The organism is Bacillus sp. P4_D3 (assembly GCF_056401855.1).
The window spans coordinates 1-2943 of record NZ_JBFUIN010000385.1 but is presented as its reverse complement, the minus strand read 5'-3'; the positions used below and the strand labels follow the sequence as shown (position 1 = coordinate 2943).

Annotated in this window: 4 protein-coding genes; 3 read left to right on the top strand and 1 reads right to left on the bottom strand. The window is 36.2% G+C overall.

Going from position 1 to position 2943, the window contains the following annotated elements; all coding sequences use genetic code 11:
• The first annotated feature begins 25 nt into the window (after window positions 1-25).
• Together AC1DTM_RS21480 and AC1DTM_RS21475 are read left to right on the top strand one after the other, a co-directional pair.
• Window positions 26-625 carry a TetR/AcrR family transcriptional regulator gene (locus AC1DTM_RS21480; RefSeq protein ID WP_002066410.1) on the top strand — a complete coding sequence of 200 codons (600 nt, stop codon included), beginning with the start codon at window positions 26-28 and terminating at the stop codon, window positions 623-625.
• Between the two features lie 4 nt (window positions 626-629).
• The gene (locus AC1DTM_RS21475) at window positions 630-1175 is read left to right on the top strand and encodes a hypothetical protein (RefSeq protein ID WP_002137530.1); all 546 of its coding nucleotides are present in this window, start codon (window positions 630-632) and stop codon (window positions 1173-1175) included.
• 203 nt (window positions 1176-1378) lie between these two features.
• Here AC1DTM_RS21475 and AC1DTM_RS21470 read toward each other — a convergent pair whose 3' ends face one another.
• On the bottom strand, window positions 1379-1960 hold the full coding sequence (locus AC1DTM_RS21470; RefSeq protein ID WP_002066413.1) for a TetR/AcrR family transcriptional regulator: 582 nt from the start codon (window positions 1958-1960) through the stop codon (window positions 1379-1381).
• A 277-nt stretch (window positions 1961-2237) separates the two neighbouring features.
• Here AC1DTM_RS21470 and AC1DTM_RS21465 point away from each other — a divergent pair.
• Window positions 2238-2943: MFS transporter (locus tag AC1DTM_RS21465; RefSeq protein ID WP_477000830.1), on the top strand; the 706-nt coding region annotated here is incomplete at its 3' end.

The following is a 2943-nucleotide window of genomic DNA, read 5'->3' as shown; positions in this document are numbered from 1 at the left end:
ATTATAAAAAGGGAGGAGGATATGAGTGCCTAAAATTGTTGATCAAATACAAAGGAAGAATCAGATAGCCACTGCTACTTGGCGTGTAATATTAGAAAAAGGTATTGATAAAGCTTCTATACAGCAAATCGCTGACGAGGCAAACATTTCGGTTGGACTTGTTCAGCATCATTTTTCGTCTAAAAATGAATTAATTCATTATGCAATGAATTTAGTATTGAATCGAATGGAAGAACGGGCAAACACTCGTACAAGTGAATTTAAGGGAACGAAAGAAGAAGCACTTAGAAGATTAATGAAATTTATTATTCCTTCTAATAAAGAAGAAATGTTGGAAGGGAAGGTTTGGATTACATTTCTGGGTATATCCTTTAGTTCTCCAGAACTTATTGAACTTCGGAAGAAAATGGATGACCATACGAGGTATCTTATGGGAATAATTCTAGATTTAATGAGGGATCTAGGATACGTCACACCAGGTCACAATAGAGAATTTGAATTAGAGATACTGTACGGATTTATTGATGGGCTAGTAATTCATGTCCTTCAAACACCAGAATCATATCCAGAAGAAAAAGTAAATCAACTTATTGAGTATTATTTAAAAGAAAAAAAGAGGGATTAATCGCATGAATAAAGTTTTCATTATTATTCTTGTAGTCGTTATTGTATTGATTATTAGGCAGCTTATCCCGAAGAAAGTAGATAGCTTCGATCTTCTTGGTATACCAATCATGGCTATAATCAGAACTTATATGGGTCTTCCAAATAGATTGGACTATATTATTACAATTGAATTAATTAGCTTGCTTATATTAGGAGCGATAGTTGGTTATTGGCAAGCTAAGAGGGTGAAAGTTTTTCATCATAATAATCAATTATGTAGTGTTGGAGGCTATACGTATATTATCGGATGGATTATTATGCTTTTGGGCAGGATTGTTATTTTATTGTTGTTCAATCTTAACTCGCTCGTATCGACATTTCAAGCGGGACAGGAACAGTTTACGAGTGAAATAATTAAAGTTCTTTCTCATGCTGGAGATTGGTTAATATGGTCTACTATTCTTGCATCTTCCATCATGTATACCGTTACCTTATATAAAGATCACCCGGATATCAAGAAATTAATACATGATCGTTTTAAAGAAATAAAACAACGAATAAAATATTAATTTAACTAATTGTTGTTATATGGGCCATTGCCACATGCCCATCAACTTAAGAAAACAAATCAGCCCCAAAACGAAAAAATGAGCTTTTTTGTTACAAGTTAGCACAAAATTTCGTTCTGGGGGTACTATAAAATTGTAGCTTGATGGAGATTTGACGTTACCCCTATAAAGGTATGGTTTTCGTACTTTTAAATACAATCATGTCACTTAAGTAATGTGAGCGTCGCTGCTATTACATTGTCCACAAATGAACGTTGGGGGCGAGATTTCATCATAACCGTTAGACCGATTAACGCTACAATCAGTGCCTGTGCCAAAGACTTTGCATCTGTGTTGAATTCCAGCTCACCTGATTGGATTCCTCGTTCGATCGTCTCCTGAAAAATGACGGCGAGGTACATTTGATGTTCTCTGGTCAAAATTTCAAATCTCTCATCATGAGGTGCTAGTTCAACCATTGTATTGATACAAAAACAACCTTTACTAAGATCCCCTGCGTATTCTTCATTGACGACATCGGCAAAGAAAATAGAAAATGCCTCTTTTACAGAGGAGTGACTTTGAAGCCTATTTCGTATATCAGAGGCCCGAGACATTGTATACCTGCGAAGTGCGGCTTCAAACAATTCTTTTTTATCTCCAAAAGTCGAATAAATACTAGGGCGTTGAATGCCCATTCTAGAAGTAAGATCACTTAATGAGGTAGCCTCATATCCCTTCTCCCAAAATAACTGCATTGCTGCATCTAAAACTTGATCCTCATCAAATTCACGGGTTCTTGCCATTAAGAATTCTCCTCCTCAAACTTTGATTTTATTAATTGTTTTAGGATAGGTGTGTAGGTAATTACAATTGTTTTTTTTATTACCAAACAGTATGTAATTATTATATAATTAGCTATTCTTCCTGTCAAATCAAGATCTATTCATTTAATGCAACATTAACTTTAGTGCAAAAAAAATCGTTGACATCATGAATAAGGCTAAGTTATATTTACCAGTAATCATATTGTACTGAACGGTATGTTATGATTAAAAATCTAATGTGATTGGAGGTTAAGGTATGTGCAAAACAGAGACAAATATAGAAGATGATCCACTCTACACTAAGATAAGTCATAAATCTTCCATAACAAAACCTAATTTGAATCAACAGCCATCCATGTCTCACGCTTTGGTATTATTGTTTGCGACTGCCTGTGGAATGTCTGTTGCCAATATTTACTTTGCACAGCCGTTGCTTGATCAACTATCTAATGAGTTTGGTATTAACCATTCCATTATTGGTGTTGTTATTACCATTACACAAATTTTTTATGGATTGGGCTTACTACTACTCGTACCGCTTGGAGATTTGCTAAACCAGCGACGTCTAATTGTCGGTCAGATGCTATTATCTACAACAGCTCTGGTTATAGTTGGTACTGCTTCCTCCAGCATGGTACTTTTCGCAGGTATGGCTTTGGTGGGTCTGCTTGCAGTTGTGACACAGACTCTCGTGGCGTTTGCAGCGACCATCGCTTCCCCTACAGAAAGAGGACGTGTCGTTGGCATTGTAACAAGTGGGATAGTTATTGGCATACTTCTCGCACGTACTTTTGCTGGTATATTAACAGATGTTGCGGGATGGCGTTCTGTATATCTATTTTCTGCAGCGCTCATGCTTTTGATGGTTTTTATGTTTATAAAGATGTTGCCCAATGTTGAGCGCGAGGTAAAATCGCTATCCTACCCTCAGTTGATTAGATCGGTGCTTGCTTTGTTTATTC